At 68.2% G+C, this 17,172-nt stretch carries 16 protein-coding genes; 4 read left to right on the top strand and 12 right to left on the bottom strand.

Annotated elements, in window-relative coordinates; translation table 11 throughout:
- Positions 1–4: 4 nt before the first annotated feature.
- The 4 genes from SJY20_RS07405 to SJY20_RS07390 form a co-directional block, all read right to left on the bottom strand.
- Positions 5–925 (bottom strand): RcnB family protein, encoded by a 921-nt coding sequence (locus SJY20_RS07405; RefSeq protein WP_380786022.1) that lies wholly within the window; start codon positions 923–925, stop codon positions 5–7.
- Between the two features lie 92 nt (positions 926–1,017).
- A complete protein-coding gene (locus tag SJY20_RS07400) occupies positions 1,018–1,569 on the bottom strand; it encodes a (2Fe-2S)-binding protein (RefSeq protein WP_380788604.1) in 552 nt (183 codons plus the stop codon).
- Positions 1,570–1,627: 58 nt separating this feature from the next.
- Positions 1,628–2,782: a DUF1501 domain-containing protein gene (locus SJY20_RS07395; RefSeq protein WP_380786021.1), complete on the bottom strand. Its 1,155-nt coding sequence runs from the start codon at positions 2,780–2,782 to the stop codon at positions 1,628–1,630.
- Positions 2,783–2,785: 3 nt separating this feature from the next.
- Positions 2,786–4,306 (bottom strand): DUF1800 family protein, encoded by a 1,521-nt coding sequence (locus SJY20_RS07390; protein WP_380786020.1) that lies wholly within the window; start codon positions 4,304–4,306, stop codon positions 2,786–2,788.
- Positions 4,307–4,388: 82 nt separating this feature from the next.
- Between SJY20_RS07390 and SJY20_RS07385 the strand changes: the two genes are divergently transcribed.
- Positions 4,389–6,011: an NAD(P)/FAD-dependent oxidoreductase gene (locus tag SJY20_RS07385; protein WP_380786019.1), complete on the top strand. Its 1,623-nt coding sequence runs from the start codon at positions 4,389–4,391 to the stop codon at positions 6,009–6,011.
- Between the two features lie 266 nt (positions 6,012–6,277).
- On the opposite strand, the gene SJY20_RS07380 is transcribed toward SJY20_RS07385, so the two are convergent.
- The 8 genes from SJY20_RS07380 to SJY20_RS07345 all read right to left on the bottom strand — a co-directional run bounded on the left by SJY20_RS07380 (position 6,278) and on the right by SJY20_RS07345 (position 14,425).
- On the bottom strand, positions 6,278–7,450 hold the full coding sequence (locus SJY20_RS07380; protein ID WP_380786016.1) for an acetyl-CoA C-acetyltransferase: 1,173 nt from the start codon (positions 7,448–7,450) through the stop codon (positions 6,278–6,280).
- Entirely contained in the window at positions 7,447–7,911 is a 465-nt protein-coding gene (locus tag SJY20_RS07375; RefSeq protein WP_380786015.1) for a MaoC family dehydratase, read from the bottom strand. Before SJY20_RS07375 ends, SJY20_RS07380 begins: the two co-directional genes overlap by 4 nt.
- 117 nt (positions 7,912–8,028) lie before the next feature.
- Positions 8,029–9,867, bottom strand: a complete 1,839-nt coding sequence (locus tag SJY20_RS07370; RefSeq protein ID WP_380786014.1) for an acetyl/propionyl/methylcrotonyl-CoA carboxylase subunit alpha — start codon at positions 9,865–9,867, stop codon at positions 8,029–8,031.
- On the bottom strand, positions 9,864–10,352 hold the full coding sequence (locus SJY20_RS07365) for a nuclear transport factor 2 family protein (RefSeq protein WP_380786013.1): 489 nt from the start codon (positions 10,350–10,352) through the stop codon (positions 9,864–9,866). The genes SJY20_RS07370 and SJY20_RS07365 overlap by 4 nt, the downstream gene beginning before the upstream one ends.
- 5 nt (positions 10,353–10,357) lie before the next feature.
- On the bottom strand, positions 10,358–11,959 hold the full coding sequence (locus SJY20_RS07360; protein ID WP_380786011.1) for a carboxyl transferase domain-containing protein: 1,602 nt from the start codon (positions 11,957–11,959) through the stop codon (positions 10,358–10,360).
- 28 nt (positions 11,960–11,987) lie between these two features.
- Positions 11,988–13,154 carry an isovaleryl-CoA dehydrogenase gene (locus tag SJY20_RS07355; protein WP_380786010.1) on the bottom strand — a complete coding sequence of 389 codons (1,167 nt, stop codon included), beginning with the start codon at positions 13,152–13,154 and terminating at the stop codon, positions 11,988–11,990.
- Positions 13,155–13,326: 172 nt separating this feature from the next.
- A complete protein-coding gene (locus SJY20_RS07350) occupies positions 13,327–13,710 on the bottom strand; it encodes a hypothetical protein (RefSeq protein WP_380786009.1) in 384 nt (127 codons plus the stop codon).
- Positions 13,711–13,813: 103 nt separating this feature from the next.
- A complete protein-coding gene (locus SJY20_RS07345) occupies positions 13,814–14,425 on the bottom strand; it encodes a TetR/AcrR family transcriptional regulator (RefSeq protein WP_380786007.1) in 612 nt (203 codons plus the stop codon).
- A gap of 146 nt (positions 14,426–14,571) precedes the next feature.
- Here SJY20_RS07345 and SJY20_RS07340 point away from each other — a divergent pair, with 146 nt between their 5' ends.
- The 3 genes from SJY20_RS07340 (at position 14,572) to SJY20_RS07330 (ending at position 17,081) form a co-directional block, all read left to right on the top strand.
- The gene (locus tag SJY20_RS07340) at positions 14,572–16,224 is read left to right on the top strand and encodes an FAD-dependent oxidoreductase (RefSeq protein ID WP_380786006.1); all 1,653 of its coding nucleotides are present in this window, start codon (positions 14,572–14,574) and stop codon (positions 16,222–16,224) included.
- A complete protein-coding gene (locus tag SJY20_RS07335; RefSeq protein WP_380786004.1) occupies positions 16,224–16,520 on the top strand; it encodes a UBP-type zinc finger domain-containing protein in 297 nt (98 codons plus the stop codon). Before SJY20_RS07340 ends, SJY20_RS07335 begins: the two co-directional genes overlap by 1 nt.
- A gap of 153 nt (positions 16,521–16,673) precedes the next feature.
- Positions 16,674–17,081 (top strand): MAPEG family protein, encoded by a 408-nt coding sequence (locus SJY20_RS07330; RefSeq protein WP_380786003.1) that lies wholly within the window; start codon positions 16,674–16,676, stop codon positions 17,079–17,081.
- The last annotated feature ends 91 nt before the right edge of the window (positions 17,082–17,172 follow it).

The following is a 17,172-nucleotide window of genomic DNA, read 5'->3' as shown; positions in this document are numbered from 1 at the left end:
TGGATTACCAGAAGATGTCGTAGACCGTGTCGACCACGCGGCCACTGTCGAGGTCGACCAGCAGCGCGTCGTTGTAATAGCGGACCCAGCGATAGGGGCCGTACGCTTCTGGCAGGCGATAGGTGTAGGGATCCTGGATCCAGTAGTTCTGGTCGAACAGGATGCTGTTCAGCGAGACCCCGACCCCGAAACGGCGATACCCCCCGCTCCAGCCGCCCGGCGCGTAGTAGCGCGGAAGGCGATAGGCACCGCGGTTCGTCGCGCGGTAATTGCTCCAGGCATAGCGGTTGTCGCTCCGCCAGCCGCGGTTCCAGTTGCCGCCGTTGAAGTCGCGGCGCCCGTTATATTGCTGGCGGTCGGCATAGGGCTGGCGGGCGTTATAAGGCTGACGAGCGTTATACCCGCCGCGATACTGCCCTTGGTCGCGCTGGTCTTGGTCGCGATAGTCGCGCTGGCCCTGACCGCGTTGGCCCTGATAGCCCTGACCCTGGTAGCCCTGGGGTCCGGGATAGTCCTGCCGTCCGTTGCGGTCGCCCTGGAACCCGGGACGTCCCTGCCCCGCGTCGCGCGTACCGTCGCGGTCTCCGTAGCGACCGCGCTGGTCGCCGGGCTGGCGGTCGTCGCGCTGGCCTTGCGGCGCGCCGCCGAAACCACCGCGCTGCGGGCGCTGGGCCTGCTGCGGTTGGGGTTGCTGCGCGGGCTGCTGGGCCTGCGGCTGCTGTTGCACGGGCTGAGGCGCCTGCTGCTGACCCCGCCCGCCGCGGTCGCCGCCGCGGTCACCGCGATCGCCGCCCCTGTCACCGCCACGCTGGCCATTCCACTGGCCGCGGCCATCGGCTTGCGTATCCGGTCCGCGCTGCGCGGTCGCCGCAACCGGGACCAGCGCCGTTGCCGCCATCAGGAGCTTCAGAAAAATGCGAGTCATGCTCGTCGTCCTCGACTGCCGGCACATGCCGCCGGCCCCTATGATGGACGATATGTGCAGCAACCGCGTCGAACCGAAGCTGAACCCGTTCGTCAGCGATCAGACAGCTTTGGCGGAACCAGCGCCGGCACCACGCGCGCGGCGTCGGCGGGGTCGATCCCGGGCCGCGCGCCGGTGGGAATGACCTCCTCGCCGCGCGTCGCCCGCCCGGCGCGCTGGATCGCCGCGACCAGCCGCGGATAGATGCCGCAGCGGCACAGGTTGGTGATGTCCCGGCGGATCAGCTCCTCGCTCGGATCCGCATTGTGCTTCAGCAGCACCGAGGCCGCCATAATCATGCCGGGAATGCAGAACCCGCATTGCGGCACCGCTTCGGCGGTGAAGGCCAGCTGCAGCGGGTGGTTGCGCTCGTGCGACAGCCCCTCGATCGTGGTGACGTAGCTGCCCTCGATGGTCCCGATCGGCACCCGGCAGCTGCGCCGTGCCTGCCCGTCGATGTCGACCGTGCATGCGCCGCAATGCCCGGTGCCGCAGCCGTATTTCGCGCCGGTCAGGTTCGACGCATCGCGCAACGCCCATAGCAGCGGCGTCGCGGGGTCGAGCCGGTACTCGACCGGCTGGTTGTTCACGGTGAAGCGCATCATCGCCGTCACGGTAGGCGGCGGCGCGCGCCCCGTCACCCTTCCGTTCGCCGATGGGCGCCTAGGTCCGCAGCAACCCTTCGGTGGCACGCGCCTTCGCGCTTCCCGGGAACAGCGCGGCCATCGTCCGCGCCGGATCGACTTCGAAATGAGCCGAGACCGCGCCGCCGATGAACGCATCGAGCTGCGCCGTCGGCCGGATGTCGCGCGCCTCGTAGAGTGCCGCGGGGGCCAGTCCCGGCCAGTCCGACAGCACGCGCCCGCCATTCACCCCGCCGCCGAACAGCATCGCCGCCGCGCCGGTGCCGTGATCGGTGCCCCCAGTGCCGTTGATAGCGACCGTCCGCCCGAATTCGGTCGCGACCAGCACCATCGTGTCCGCCCAGAGCGGCCCGAGCCCCGCCTGCAGCGCACCGATCATGGCATCGAGCCCGGTCAGCTGCGCAGTCAGCCGGCCGCGTTGCCCGGTATGCGTATCCCAGCCCCCGGTCTCGACCATCGCGATCCGCGCACCACCGTCGGGGGCGAGCAGCTTGGCCGCCAGCGTCCCCGTCGCCGCGGCGTTGCGGCCATTGTCAGAGCCCAGGTCGCTCGTCAGCGCGCGCGTCGCCATCGCCTCGCTCCACAGCCCGTGCAGCTGCGTATCCCCCTGATACAGCATCGAAACCCGCTGCAGCAGGTCGTCCGATGCCTGCGGCAGGCCGGAGGGCGCATAGGAGGCGATCTCCCGCGGGCCGCGCAGCGCCATCGGCACCGTCGCCGCTACCGCGATCGCGCGGGCTTCATCCGCGGGAAGAATGCCGAGCAGCCGGTTGAGCCAGCCGTCGCGCACCGCATAGGCACGGTCGCCGCCAGTCTCGAGCACGTTCTGCCCGTCGAAATGCGAACGGTCGCGGTACGGCGAGGCGATCGCGTGCGCGAACAAAGCCTGCCGCTTGCCGTACAGCGCCGCCGCGTTCGTCATCGCCGGGTGCAGCGCGAAATTGGTGTCCAGCTTCGCGCCGGTGGCGAAATCCGCCGCCAGGTCGCCGCGGACGCTACCGAACGCCGGATCGCCGACCGCGCCGAGCACGCCCAGCCCGTCGGCTGCGCCGCGCTGGATGATGAAGACGAAGCGTTTCTGGGTCGCGGCGCGCGCGAACGCCATCCGCGGTGCGAACGCGACCCCGAGGGCGCCGAGCGCACCGCGGGTCAGGATGAAACGACGGTCTATCATCACTTATCTCCGCATCATTTCGGGGGAAGCAAGCAGCAGCGCCAGCGCCTGTCCGGGGCTTTCGGCGCGGTCGAGCGCCTGCGCGGTCGCATCGCTCAGCGCACCGGGGAACAGGACCGGCGCCAGCGCGCGCGCATCGGTGCCGGCGGGTGCGCGGCTCGCGAACCGCTCCGCCGCCTCGACCCGCCGCATGATCGCGTCCGGTCCCGCCCAGGTGGCGGCGAGGTCGTCATAGCCGATCGGCTGACCCGGCTTCCACACCTGTTGCCCGAGCTGGTTGGTCAGCCCGAGGATCGCACCCGGCTGCACCGTCGTCGTGCCCAGCGCGCGCATCGACGCGACCGTCCATTCCCACGGCGTCCGGAATTTCACCGGAGTCTCGACCCAAGCCTCGCGCGAGGCGACGATCGCGCGGTATACCGTCGGCAGGTCGCCGCCCGACGACAGGAACGCCTTTTTCAGCCGCGCGATCATCGCCGGGGGCGGCACGTCGCCGGCGAAATGCCGCGCGAGCTTGGTGGCGATGTGCGTCGCGGTCGCGGGGTGGACCGCGAGATCCGCGAGCACCGCCTGCGCCTGCGCCTCTCCGGCGGCCGGGTAGAGCTTGCCCAGGATGGTCCGGTCGCCCGGCTGGTGGATTGCGGGCGTGAACGCGAAGTCGCCCGCGGTGACCGCCCCGCGCGGGCCGCGGCCGAGCCCGGCGACGGTCCATCCGGTCATCGCGCGGGCGAATTCGGTAACGTCGCCCTGCCCGTAGCCGGTCCGCACCCCCAGGGTATGCAACTCAAGGATCTCGCGCGCGAGGTTTTCGTTGAGTCCGACCTTGCGCTGCCCGCGTGCCGCCCGCAGGCCGACCGGGCTGTCCGGCCCGACCGACACCGCCTGATCGAGATACAGTAGCATCGCCGGATGCCGCTCCACCGCGTTCAGCATGTCGGCGAAGCGGCCGAGGACGTGCGGCCGGATCGCCTCGAACTCGATCGGCCCGGCCAGAGCGATTACCTCGAGCTTGTCGATCGAGACCGCGAAATGGTTCGACCAGAACTGCACCAGCCGCTCGACGAACGGCGCCGGCGTCACCAGCGCGGCGTTGGTCCGCGCCGCGACCGCCCGGCCATAGTCGGCGCGAATCGCCTTCGCCGCGACCTCGCGGGCATCGCGCAACGCCAGCTTGGTCGCGTCCATCCCCGCGGCGGGCGTCCCGCTTGTCATGAGATCGGGCGCGCCAGGTTTCGGCGCAAGGACAGGCGTCGCCATCGCGGGTGACGGGGCAGGCATTGCCGCAGCTCCGGCAGCAGGCATCGCGCCCGGAGCCCCCTGCCGCCGGATCATCCGCCGATCATCCTGGTAATCGACCAAGGCCGCGGCCATCGCATGCGTATCCGCGGTCGCGGCAACCCCGGGGGGACGTGGTTCGTAGCGGGCGAACTGGTCGAGCAGCCAGCTCCTGGGATCGCCGGTGACGCGATCGTCGGGACGCGCACCCAGGCCGAAGCGGTTCAGCGCAATGCTGGCGGACACCATCGGGTATCTCCTCTCGCAGATCCTGATACGCCAACTTTGTCGCACAATTGTGCCGGAGCGCATCCCGTGGCATCGCCCGCCGATGCTGCGCATCACCGAACTGAAGCTGCCGATCAACCACGCCGACGAGGCGCTGCCCGCCGCGGTGTGCAAGCGGCTGCGGATCACCCCGCGCGAACTGGTCCGCTACACGATCGCGCGCCGTGCCAACGACGCGCGCGACAAGATGGACATCCAGCTGGTCTATTCGGTCGACGTCAACGTCAAGAACGAGCCGGCGGTGCTGGCGCGCTTCAAGAAGGACCGCCACGTCCAGCCGACCCCGGACACCCGCTACACCTTCGTCGCAAAGGCCCCCGAGGGCGCCGACCTGCCGCGTCCGGTCGTGGTCGGTGCTGGCCCCTGCGGGCTTTTCGCCGGGTTGATCCTAGCGCAGATGGGGTTCCGCCCGATCATCGTCGACCGCGGCAAAGTGGTGCGCGAGCGGACCAAGGACACCTGGGGCCTGTGGCGTCGCGGCGTGCTCGACCCCGAGTCGAACGTCCAGTTCGGCGAGGGCGGCGCGGGGACCTTTTCCGACGGCAAGCTGTGGAGCCAGATCCAGGACCCGCGGCATCTGGGGCGGAAAGTCCTCACCGAATTCGTGAAGGCGGGCGCGCCCGCGGAAATCCTGACCGAGGCGCACCCGCATATCGGCACCTTCCGCCTCGTCACGATGGTCGAGAGCATGCGCGCGACGATCGAGTCGCTGGGCGGTGAATATCGCTTCGGCAACCGGGTCGAGGATATCGACATCGACGAGGCGAATGGGATGCGGCAAGTGGTCGGGCTGCGGATGAACAATGGCGACTATCTCGCCGCCAGCCATGTCGTGCTCGCGGTCGGGCACAGCGCGCGCGACACGTTCGAGATGCTCCACGCCGCCGGGGTGCACGTCGAGGCGAAGCCCTTCTCGATCGGCGTCCGCATCGAACACCCGCAGTCGTGGATCGACGAGGCGCGGTTCGGGCCGTGCGCAGGCCACCCCGATCTCGGCGCCGCCGCCTACAGCCTGTCGCACCACTGCAGCAACGGCCGCACCGCCTACAGCTTCTGCATGTGCCCGGGGGGCACCGTGGTGGCTGCGACCTCCGAGGAAGGCCGCGTCGCGACCAACGGCATGAGCCAATATTCGCGCAACGAGCGCAATGCGAATTCGGGTCTGGTCGTCGGGATCGATCCGGAGCGCGACTATCCGGGCTCGCCGCTCGCCGGGATCGCGCTCCAGCGCCACTGGGAGTCGCGTGCCTACGAAGTCGGCGGCTCCAGCTACAACGCCCCCGCGCAGCGCCTCGGCGACTTCATTGCCGGGAGGCCTTCGACTGCGCTCGGTACCGTGATCCCGTCCTACCGGCCGGGCGTGACGATGACCGACCTCGCGGACTGCCTGCCGGAATTCGCAGTGACCGCGCTGCGCGAGGCGCTGGTCGCGTTCGGGCAGCAGATCCCCGGTTACGATCATCCCGACGCGGTGATGACCGGCGTCGAGACGCGCACGTCCTCGCCGGTCCGGATCACGCGCAACGAGGTGTTCCAGAGTCTGAACACCGCGGGCCTGTTCCCGGCGGGCGAAGGGGCTGGTTATGCAGGCGGCATCCTTTCCGCCGCGGTCGACGGGATCAAGGTCGCGGAGGCGGTGGCGCTGAGCTTGGTCGGGCCATCCTAACCTACCCCACCCCGGCGAAGGCCGGGGCCCAGTTGGGAAGGTCGATATAAGGGCGGACGGTCCGTCGTTACTTCCGTCCCCCAACTGGGCCCCGGCCTCCGCCGGGGTGGTGAACCGCAAACAAATCCGTCATCCTCACGAAAGGCAGGGCCCAGGGTTCCAAGCGCCGCGCCCGATAACCCTGGGTCCCGGGTCAAGCCCGGGATGACGGAATTGGATGAGGTTCACCTTACCCCGCCGGAGTGATGTCCGGATAATGCAGCGGCCTACCGCTCCAGACACATCGCAATCCCCATCCCGCCGCCGATGCACAGCGTCGCCAGCCCCTTCTTCGCATCGCGCTTCTGCATCTCGTAGATCAGCGTCGTCAGCACCCGCGCGCCGCTAGCCCCGATCGGGTGGCCGATCGCGATCGCGCCGCCGTTGACGTTGACCTTCGCGGGATCCCAGCCGAGCTCCTTGCCGACCGAAAGCGCCTGCGCCGCGAACGCCTCGTTCGCCTCGATCAGGTCGAGATCGTCGATCGTCCAGCCCGCCTTTTCCAGCGCGCGGCGGGTCGCCGGCACCGGACCGATCCCCATGATCGACGGATCGACGCCCGCCGACGCCCAGCTCCGGATCGTCGCGAGGATCGGCGAACCGCGGCGCTCGGCCTCGTCGCGGCTCATGATCACCAGCGCGGCGGCGCCATCGTTGAGCCCGCTCGCGTTCGCCGCGGTGACCGTGCCGTCCTTCTTGAACGCCGGCTTCACGCCAGAAACGCTCTCGATCGTCGCACCCGCACGGATATATTCGTCGTCGGCAACGATGGTGTCGCCCTTGCGGCCCGGAATCGTGACCGGCGCGATCTCGTCCCTGAACCGCCCGCTGCCCCGCGCCGCTTCCGCCTTGTTCTGCGAAGCGACCGAAAACGCGTCCTGCTCGCCGCGCGTGACCTGATACTGTGCTGCCAGGTTCTCCGCGGTGATGCCCATGTGATAGCCGTTGAAGACGTCGGTCAGCCCGTCGCTGACCATCGTATCGACAAGCGCAAGATTGCCCATCTTCTGCCCGCCGCGGATCGACTGTGCGTGCGCGGACATCGACATCGATTCCTGCCCGCCCGCGACGACGATCGTCGCATCGCCCGCCTGGATCGCCTGGCACGCCAGCGCCACCGCACGCAGCCCCGATCCGCAGACCTGGTTGACGCCCCAGGCCGGCACCTCCTTCGGCACCCCCGCCGCCATCGACGCCTGCCGCGCCGGGTTCTGGCCCTGCGCCGCGGTCAGCACCTGGCCCATGATGACTTCCGATACGTCCGCACCCGCGACGCCCGCCTGCTCCAGCGCGGCTTCGATCGCGATGCGACCGAGTTCGTGCGCGGGCGTTGTCGCGAACGCGCCAAGAAAGCTGCCGACGGGCGTACGCTTGGCGGCGGTGATCACGATATCGGTCATGCGGTGTCCTTGTGCGGTCGGCGGTGCAGCAGCGCGGTGCGCAGGCACTGGCAGACCAGTTCGCCCCGCTGATTGTGGAGATCGTGGCGGAACGTCACGAGCCCCGCCCCCGGCCGCGACCGGCTTTCGCGCAACGCGGTGACCTCGCTCGACGCGCGCATGGTGTCGCCGATGAACACCGGGTTGGGGTGGACCAGCTTGTCGTACCCCAGGTTCGCGACCAGCGTCCCCAGCGTGGTGTCGCCGACCGACAGCCCCACCATCAGCGCGAAGGTGAAGGTGCCGTTGACCAGGATGCGGCCGAACTCGCTCGCCTTGGCGGCCTCGGCGTCGAGGTGCAGCGGCTGCGGATTGTGAGTCATCGTCGAGAAGAGCAGGTTGTCGGTCTCGGTGACGGTGCGACGGATCTCGTGGGCGAGCGTGTCGCCGATCGTCCAGTCGTCGTAATAGCGGCCTGCCATATCAAGTCGTCCCCGTCATGCCGGACTTGTTCCGGCATCCACTCATCCGCGCAATCACAGGGCGGAGAGTACGCGGAACGGTGGACCCCGGAACGAGTCCGGGGTGACGAAGAATATTCATTCGCGTGCCCCGATCGTCACCAGCACCGTCCCCTCGGAAACCTGCCCGCCGACCGTTGCGCTTAGCGCCTCAACCACCCCGTCGAACGGCGCGGTCAGCGAATGCTCCATCTTCATCGCCTCCAGCGTGACGAGCTTCTGCCCCTTCACCACCGCATCACCGACCGCGACATCCGCCGCAATGATCCGCCCCGGCATCGGCGACAGAATCGCGCCATCGGCGGCGGCACCGGCGGCGACTCCGGTCGCGCGCCATGGCGTCAGCTGCCAGGTCTGGCCGCCCTCGGTAATCAGCACGTCGCCATCGATCGCGGTCAATGCGGGGGCGTCCACAAAGTCGACGGGAACGGGCTTGCCGTCGAGCAGAAACAGCCCCTCCAGTCGCCGCGGGGCATTGAGGCGAAAGCCCGCGTTCGCTCTCCCGCCCGACAGCGCCGCCGCTGCCGCAATCAATGCCTCTTCAGTCGGCCGTTCGGGCGGCATGAGCGCATCGCCCTCGCGTGCGATCAGCCCGGTATCAACGGTGCCCGCTACGAACACCGGATGGTCGAGCGCTTCAACCAGGAACCCCGCATTCGACCGCACCGGCCATACCACCGCGCCATCCAGCGCATCGGCGAGCGTCTCGCGCGCCGTCTCTCGGTCGGGGCCCCAGGCGACGACCTTCGCGATCATCGGATCGTAGAAGGGCGAGATCGCCGCACCCTGTTCGACCCCGGTATCGACACGCGTCGCCTGGCCAAGATCGAACCGATCGAGCGTACCGATGCTGGGCAAAAATCCGGTCCGCGGATCCTCCGCGTACAACCGCGCCTCGATCGCCCAGCCGTCGATCGCCAGCTCGTCCTGCCGCTTCGGCAGCACCTCGCCGCTCGCCACGCGCAGCTGCCACTCGACCAGGTCCTGCCCCGTGATCTCTTCGGTCACCGGATGCTCGACCTGGAGCCGCGTGTTCATTTCCATGAACCAGATGCGGTCGGCGCGCAGGCCTTCGCTCGCATCGGCGATAAACTCGATCGTGCCGGCGCCGACATAGTCGACCGCCTTCGCCGCCTTCACGGCCGCCGCGCAGATCGCCTCGCGCGTCGCGGCGTCCATGCCGGGTGCGGGGGCTTCCTCGATCACCTTCTGGTGGCGGCGCTGCAGCGAGCAGTCGCGTTCGAACAGGTGGACGACGTTGCCGTGGCTGTCGCCGAACACCTGCACCTCGATATGGCGCGGGCTCAGGATGTATTTCTCGATGAGCACGTGATCGTTGCCGAACGACGACGCCGCCTCGCGCCGGCACGACAGCAACGCGTCGGCGAAGTCGGCCGCGGCGTCGACGCGGCGCATGCCCTTGCCGCCGCCCCCTGCAACCGCCTTGATCAGCACCGGATAACCGGTCGCATCCGCCTCCGCCTGGAGCCGTTCGAGGCTCTGGTCGTCGCCCATATAGCCCGGGGTCACCGGCACGCCGGCGGCGACCATCAAGGCCTTGGCGGCATCCTTGAGCCCCATCGCGCGGATGCTGTCGGGGTTGGGGCCGACCCAGACCAGCCCGGCGTCGATCACCGCTTGCGCGAACTCGGCATTCTCGGACAGGAAGCCATAGCCCGGATGGATCGCCTCCGCGCCGGTTGCCAAAGCCGCAGCGATGATCCGGTCGCCACGCAGATAGCTTTCGCGTGCTGGCGACGCGCCGATATGCACCGCCTCGTCGGCCTGACGGACGTGCAGCGCCTTGGCGTCGGCGTCGGAATAGACCGCGACGGTGCGGATGCCCATCGCCCGCGCGGTGCGGATGATCCGGCACGCGATCTCGCCGCGATTGGCGATCAGGAGCGAGCCGATCATTGCGCGGCGCACCCCGTGGTCCGCGACGACCAGGTCACGGACTGGATCTTCCAGCGGGCGTTCTCACGTACGAGATCGAAATGGTCGTAGCCGCAATGCGCCGGCTTGCCGTCGATCGTGAACACGTACGGCGCCCAGACCATCGCGATGTCGCCGTCGATCTCGATCGCGGGATCGGTGATCCGCTCGGCGTAGCGTTCGGGACCGGGCTTCACCATCGCGGCGAACTCGCGCGCGGTCATGTGCCGCACCGATCGCGTACCGTCGGGCTTTTGCTCGGCGACCGTCGCACCGGCATCGGGACGCATCGTCGCCAGGATCGCCTGCGGATCGCGCGCGGCGAGTCCGGCGAACAGCGCATTGATCGGCACCATCACGCCGGTCTCCTCGCTGACGCCGCCCTGCAATTCGGCGGGGGGCAGGCCGGTGCCCTTCACGATCGGCTGGACGGGGGTGATCTGGGCCAGCAGGAACAACAGGATCATGGGCGTTACATCCGGAACACGCCGAACGCCGGGCGTTCGGGGATGGGAGCGTTGAGCGTCGCGGCGAAAGCGAGGCCGAGCACGTCGCGGGTCTGGGCGGGGTCGATGATCCCGTCGTCCCATAGCCGCGCGGTGGCGTACCAGGGATTGCCCTCGTCCTCGTATTTCTGCCGCACCGGCGCCTTGAACGCCTCGGCCTGCTCGGGCGTCCAGTTGTCGGCATCGCGGTGGACGGTGGCGAGTACGGATGCCGCCTGTTCGCCACCCATCACGCTGATCCGGCTGTTGGGCCAGGTGAACAGGAATCGGGGGGAATAGGCACGTCCGCACATCCCGTAATTGCCCGCGCCAAAACTGCCGCCGATCAATACTGTGATCTTCGGAACGGTCGCGGTGGCGACGGCGGTGACGAGCTTTGCGCCATGTTTCGCAATGCCTTCTGCCTCGTACTTGCCGCCGACCATGAAACCCGAAATGTTCTGCAGGAACAGCAACGGGATCCGGCGCTGGCAGGCCAGCTCGATGAAGTGCGCGCCCTTTTGTGCGCTCTCGGAGAACAGCACGCCGTTGTTGGCGAGGATCGCGACCGGCATGCCCCAGATATGCGCGAAACCGCATACCAGGGACGTCCCGTAAAGCGCTTTGAATTCGTGGAATTCCGATCCGTCGACCAGCCGTGCGATGACCTCGTGCACGTCGTATGGTGCGCGGACGTCGCTGGGGACGATGCCGTACAGGTCTTCCGCGTCGAACTTGGGCGGTCGCGGCGTCTGCAGGTTGACCGGCGTCGGCACCTGCGGCGCCAGCGTCGAGACGATGTCGCGGACGATGGTCAGCGCGTGTTCGTCATTCTCGGCGACATGATCGACCACGCCCGAGCGGCGACCATGCGTGTCCGCCCCGCCCAGTTCCTCCGCCGAGATCACCTCGCCGGTCGCCGCCTTGACCAGCGGCGGGCCGGCGAGGAAGATCGTCCCCTGTCCGCGGACAATTATGGTCTCGTCGGACATCGCCGGAACATAGGCGCCGCCCGCGGTGCAGCTGCCCATCACGCAGGCGATCTGCGGAATGCCGAGGGCCGACATCTGCGCCTGGTTGAAGAAGATGCGGCCGAAATGATCGCGGTCGGGAAACACCTCGGCCTGATGCGGCAGGTTCGCGCCGCCGCTGTCGACCAGGTAAATGCACGGCAGGCGATTTTCCTGCGCGATTTCCTGCGCTCGCAGGTGCTTCTTGACGGTCAACGGGAAGTAGGTCCCGCCCTTCACGGTCGCGTCGTTGCACAGGATCATGCACTGACGACCCGACACGCGGCCGATCCCGGCGATGACGCCAGCGCCGGGGACTTCGTCGTCGTAGAGACCGTTGGCCGCGAGCTGGCCGATTTCCAGGAACGGCGAGCCGGGGTCGAGCAGGCGCTCGACACGGTCGCGCGGGAGAAGCTTGCCGCGCGCGGTGTGGCGAGCGCGCGATTGCGCTGAGCCGCCAACCGCAGCATCGGCCACCATGCACCGCAGGAGCCCGGCCAGCGCTTCATTGTGCGCGGCGTTGGCGCGGAAGGTGTCGCTGTCGGGGGACAGCGTGGAAGTGAGGATTGGGGCGGTCACTGGTCCCTCCCCCGCAGGGAGAGGGAACTCACTGCGCCACCTTCGGCGCAGCGCCGATCAGTTCGCGGCCGATCAGCATCCGCCGGACCTCGTTGGTCCCTGCACCGATATCGAGCAGCTTGGCATCGCGCATGAAGCGTTCGACCGGCCAGTCCTTGGTATAGCCCGCGCCGCCCAGCGCCTGGATCGCCTCCAGCGACACCTTCACCGCGCTCTCGCTGGCGAGCAGGATCGCGCCGGCGGCATCGAACCGCGTCGTCTTACCCGCATCGCAGCTGCGCGCGACCGCATAGACATAGGCGCGCGCCGAACTCAGCGCGACGTACATGTCGGCGACCTTCGCCTGGATCAGCTGGAACTGGCCGATCGCCTGCCCGAACTGCTTCCGCTCGCGGACGTACGGGATCACGATGTCGAGACACGCCTGCATGATCCCGAGCTGGATGCCGGCGAGCACCGCGCGTTCATAGTCGAGCCCCGACATCAGGACGCCGACGCCGCCGTTCAGCGGCCCCATCACCGCGCTGTCGGGCACCTCGCAACCATCGAACACCAGTTCCGCTGTCGGCGACCCGCGCATGCCCATCTTGTCGATCTTCTGGCCGATCGAGAAGCCGGGCATGTCCTTCTCGATCAGGAACGCGGTGATCCCGCGACTGCCCTCGCCGGTCTTCGCATAGACTACGAGAGTATCGGCGTAAGCCGCGTTTGTGATCCAGAATTTGGTTCCGTCGAGCACGTAACCGCTATCGCTCTTCCGCGCGCGCAGCTTCATCGAGACGACGTCGGACCCTGCCCCGGCTTCGGACATCGCCAGACTGCCGACATGCTCGCCGGACACGAGCTTGGGGAGATACTTCGCCTTCTGCTCGGGGTTTCCCCAGCGGCGGATCTGGTTGACGCACAGGTTCGAATGCGCGCCGTAGCTGAGCCCGATCGAAGCCGATGCGCGGCTGACTTCCTCGACCGCGACGACATGCTCGAGATAGCCGAGGCCTAGGCCGCCGAATTCTTCCTCGACCGTGATGCCGTGCAGGCCGAGGGCGCCCATCGCCGGCCACAGTTCACGCGGGAACCAGTCCTCGGCATCGATCTTCGCCGCCAGCGGCGCGATCTCCGCAGTGGCAAAGGCGTGCGTCGACTCGCGAATCATGTCCGCGTTTTCGCCGAGCGCGAAATCGAAATCGGGTATCATGCAGCCTCTCCGGGGCGTTGTGTTGTGCGCCGGCGGCTAGCAGGTTTGTGAGTTCAAGGAAAATGGGGAACGTCGACCCTGCCCCGCGTCATCTTGGGCCTCAGAGCAACAAGGGGCATCGTCCGTAACCCTGGATCCCGGGACGAGCCCGGGATGACGACGAAAGGACCGCTTACGCTGCCGCGCGGCCGACGCGCATGCCGGTCACGCTCACCACCAGCGTTTCAAGCTGCGTGTCGACGAAGCCAGCCTCGCGAAAGCGTTCGATTTCCGCCATCGGCAACGCGAACCCGCGGCGCCAGGCGTAGACCGCCGCGCGACGCAGCGCCTCGAGCCGCGGGTCGGCGAGCCGCGACGCGGTGCCGAGCCCGAACAGGCTGCCGATCGCACGCGACATCCGCCCCGTACCCTGCAGGCTGCGCAACGTGTCGCGCTTTGCGAGGGCGATCACGCTCCATTCGAGCGCGGAGAAGCCAGCCTGCGGCTCGGCCTCGACGCGCGATGCGCGGGCGCAGACCGGGGCGGCGAACATGTTGTCGAGATCGAGATAGGCCATCAGGCGGCTCCTTGCCGCTTCCCCCTTGGGATCCGGCTTCAATACCAGTCGGTATAGAAACGGCTTGCCGTAGGGTCAATCGCTTTTTGTACCGGCCGGTAATTTATTTGGTCGGCCATACCACCAGGCTAGTGTCCACAAGCTGTTCGAGCTCGCTGCACGTAGCGCCGGAGCCGCTTTGCAACGCCAGGCCCTGCATCAGCGCGATCAGGTATCGGACCAAGCCGGGTGCAGTCAGCCCGTCGGGAACGTCGCCTTCGGCGATCGCACGCTCGAAACGGCGAATGATCGCCGCCTCCGACGACGCGCGCCGCTTGACGACTTCCGCCTTGATCGATTCGGCTTCGATGCCGCAGGCGGCGACGCTGATCACGCCCAGGCACCCCTTGGGATCGCAGTTGCTGGTCTGGATCGCCAACGCCCCGCGCAACAGCCGCTCCGCCACGCCGCGCGCGGTCGGCGCCTCCAGCGCGGAGGTCATGTACGCCAGCTTCTCGCGTTCGTAGAGGTCCAGCGCCTTGTGAAACAAGGCTTCCTTGTTCCCAAACGCCGCGTAGAGGCTGGGCTTGGTGATGCCCATCGCCGCGGTCAGCTCAGTCATCGACGCGGCCTCGTAACCGTTGCGCCAGAACACGCGCAACGCGGCCGACAGCGCCTCGTCGAGATCGAACTCGCGGGGGCGGCCCTTGATCGGGGAAAGCGAACAGATATTCATACCGAACGGTATATAGTGGCAACCACCGCGAAAGCCAGCGCAACGGCCCTGCATGGCGTTTGACCGCGACGGCACGGCGTGGAACACCGGTCCGACGCAGGATACGAGCACGTCGAACCCCACATCGCCAGCCCCGGAGCCGCGTCATGACCGCCACCATCGATACCCGGCAGCACCAGATGTTCCCGGTGCTGGACACCGCCCAGATCGAGATGGCGAGCCGCTTCGCGAGCGGGCCGCAACGCCGGTTCGAAGCCCGCGAAATCGTCTACGCGATCGGTGAACAGGGCGCCCCCAGCTGGCTGATCCTCAAGGGGTCGATCGACGTGGTCCGCCGCGACGGGCTGAGCCACGAGGCACCGGTCACGACCCATGGCCGCGGCCAGTTCACCGGCGAGGTCAACCAGCTTGCCGGACGTCCATCGATCGCCGCCGGAACCGCGGGTGCCGACGGCTGCACCGCGCTGCCGTTCGACCCTGCGCATCTCCGCGCCCTGATGGTCGGTTCGGCGGATGTCGGCGAGGTCGTGATGCGCGCGCTGATCCTGCGCCGGGTAGCACTGATCGAGGAAGGCGGCGCGGGTACGATCCTGATCGGCACGCCGGGCAGCCCCGATATCGTCCGCCTGCAGGGTTTCCTCACGCGCAGCGGCTGGCCGAACCTCGTGCTAGACGCGGCATCCGATGCCGAGGGACACGCGCTGATCGAGCGGATCGGGGTGTTGCCGAACGAATTGCCGCTGGTCGTCTGTCCCGACGGGTCGATCCTGAAGGCGCCGAGCGACGCGGAAATCGCGGCCTGCCTGGGGATGACGCCCGACATCGATCCGGACACGGTCTATGACGTCGCGGTCGTCGGTGCCGGACCGGCGGGCCTCGCAGCGGCGGTCTATGCGGCATCGGAGGGGCTGTCCGTGATCGTCCTCGACGAACGCGCGATCGGCGGCCAGGCCGGCGCGTCGTCGCGGATCGAGAATTACCTCGGCTTCCCGACCGGTATCTCGGGTCAGGCGCTTGCAGGCCGCGCGTTCAACCAGGCGCTGAAGTTCGGTGCGGTGATCGCCATCCCTCTCTGCGTCGCCAGGCTGGACTGCGACGACGCCCGCCCGGCCGGCGATCCGCTGGTGCTGGACCTCAGCGAGGATCGCCGGTTGCAGGCGCGCGCGGTGATCGTCGCGTCGGGCGCACGCTATCGCCGTCCCGACATTCCCGATCTCGCGACGTTCGAGGGCGCCGGCGTATCATATTGGGCGTCGCCGATCGAGGCGCGGCTGTGCGAGGGCGAGGAGGTCGCACTGGTCGGCGGCGGGAATTCGGCGGGTCAGGCGGTGGTGTTCCTCGCCCCCCGCGTGAAGCGTCTGCATCTGGTCGTGCGCCGCCCGCTCGAAGCCACGATGTCGCGCTATCTGATCGACCGCATCGCCGCGCTGCCCAATGTCGTGCTGCATGTCGGCGCCGAGATCACCGGGCTCGAAGGCGACCGGGCCGGCGGGCTGACCGGCGCGACATACCGCCACAAGGACGGCAGCACGACGCACTGCGACCTGCGCCACGTCTTCCTGTTCATCGGCGCCGACCCTAATGCCGGCTGGCTGCAAGGGTGCGTCGAGACCGACGACAAGGGCTTCATCGTCACCGGTCGCGGCGCATTGGCGCTGGAGACCAGCCGGACCGGCGTGTTCGCGATCGGCGACGTCCGCGCGGGCTCGACCAAGCGGGTTGCCGCCGCGGTCGGCGAAGGTGCCGCGGTCGTTGCCCAGATCCATGCCGCGATCGCGGACCGCAAGGAGACGCCGTGATGTGCACCCACCTGGATACGATCCGCGACGTGACCCCCAGCGCGCGGGGCTGCGAGGAGTGCCTGAAGATCGGCAGCGAATGGGTCCACCTGCGGCTGTGCCGGGCCTGCGGCCATGTCGGCTGCTGCGACGACTCCCCGCACCGCCACGCCACCGCGCATTTCCACGCGACCCGGCATCCGATCATCGAGGGCTATGACCCGCCCGAAGGCTGGGGCTGGTGCTATGTCGACGACGAGGTGGTCGACTTGCCTGATCAGACCCCGCAGATCGGGCCCATCCCGCGGTACGTGTAATGTCGTCCCTCGTCATCCTGACGAAAGTCAGGACCCAGGGCCACGAATCCCGCCGCCGGTAACCTGAGTACCGGGCTAGGCGGGACATGACGGAAGCGGGTGCAACAACCTCCCCTTCCCCGCGTTCCAGCGCGGACAACCAAAGGACCATGCATGCCAGACCCGACCGCGCTTCCGACCGAACTGATCCTGCTCGGATGGTCGACCGTTATGCTGTTCGCCTACATCATGCTGCAGGGCCAGCTGGTCACCCGAGAGCGCGGTACCGACTGGAATGCGGGCCCGCGCGACGGCGATGAAAAGCCGCTCGGCGAATATGCAGGCCGGGCGGCGCGCGCGCTCGCCAATTTCCAGGAGACCTATCCGATCTTCGTCGCGCTCGCGCTCGGGCTCGCGGTATCGGACCGTACCGGCGGCATCGGCGCGATCGGTGCAATCATCTGGTTCGTCGCGCGGATCGTGTACGTGCCGCTGTATCTGTTCGGGGTGAAATACATTCGCTCGCTATGCTGGCTGGTGTCGATCCTGGGCCTGCTGTTGATGCTGATCCGCTTCCTCTGATCCTGCCGTCATACTGACGAAAGTCAGGACCCAGGGTAACCCAGCGCAGCGCTGCTTGGCTCTGGGTCCTGACTTTCGTCAGGATGACGGA

Origin of the sequence: Sphingomonas sp. R86521 (assembly GCF_042466235.1) — a bacterium.
GTDB lineage: Bacteria > Pseudomonadota > Alphaproteobacteria > Sphingomonadales > Sphingomonadaceae > Sphingomonas.
Note: the sequence above shows the minus strand (reverse complement) of the source record. Positions and strands in the feature narration are given on the sequence as shown.